We start from the raw sequence: 505 nt of genomic DNA on the forward strand, positions 1-505 counted from the left end.
GCGCCCTGCCAGCTTGAGTGGCACCCCTCGCGCTGGCAGTGCCGGGCGCTGATCGCCATGGGCGCGCTGATGCCCTGGGCCCTGTGGGCCACCGAGCTTCCGGCGCCGTGGGGCCTGGCCTTGGGCCTGGTGGCGATGGTGGGCACGTGGCTGGAGGCGTGGCGGTATGCGCGCGGCCCGGGCTGCGCCTTCCTGATCCCCCTGGATGATGAGCCGGCCCAGGTGGATGGCGAGGCGGTCGAGGACCTGCAGATGCGTCGCCGCGGCCCGCTGCTGCAGCTGCGCTGGCGGTATGAAGGGCGTCGCCACTGGCGCCTGTTCTGGCCCGATACCCTTCCGGCGGCGCAGGCACGTGAACTGCGACTAGCCGTCCGGGCACACTGCATTTCCCGTTCACCCCCTGCAGTGGCACCATAGCCTGAATTGTCCGGCGTACCTGCATGTTCAAACCCATACCTGTCTCGATTGGCCTGCGCTACCTGCGCGCCAAACGCCGCAACGGCTT

General features: G+C 69.7%; 1 protein-coding gene. It reads left to right on the forward strand.

Features of this window, described 5'->3' with window-relative positions:
* A partial coding sequence (locus tag AAE045_RS24530) for a hypothetical protein (protein WP_455549887.1) occupies positions 1–417 on the forward strand: 417 nt, incomplete at its 5' end.
* Positions 418–505 lie beyond the last annotated feature (88 nt).

Source organism: Dryocola clanedunensis (assembly GCF_038405435.1).
Classification (GTDB): domain Bacteria; phylum Pseudomonadota; class Gammaproteobacteria; order Enterobacterales; family Enterobacteriaceae; genus Dryocola; species Dryocola clanedunensis_A.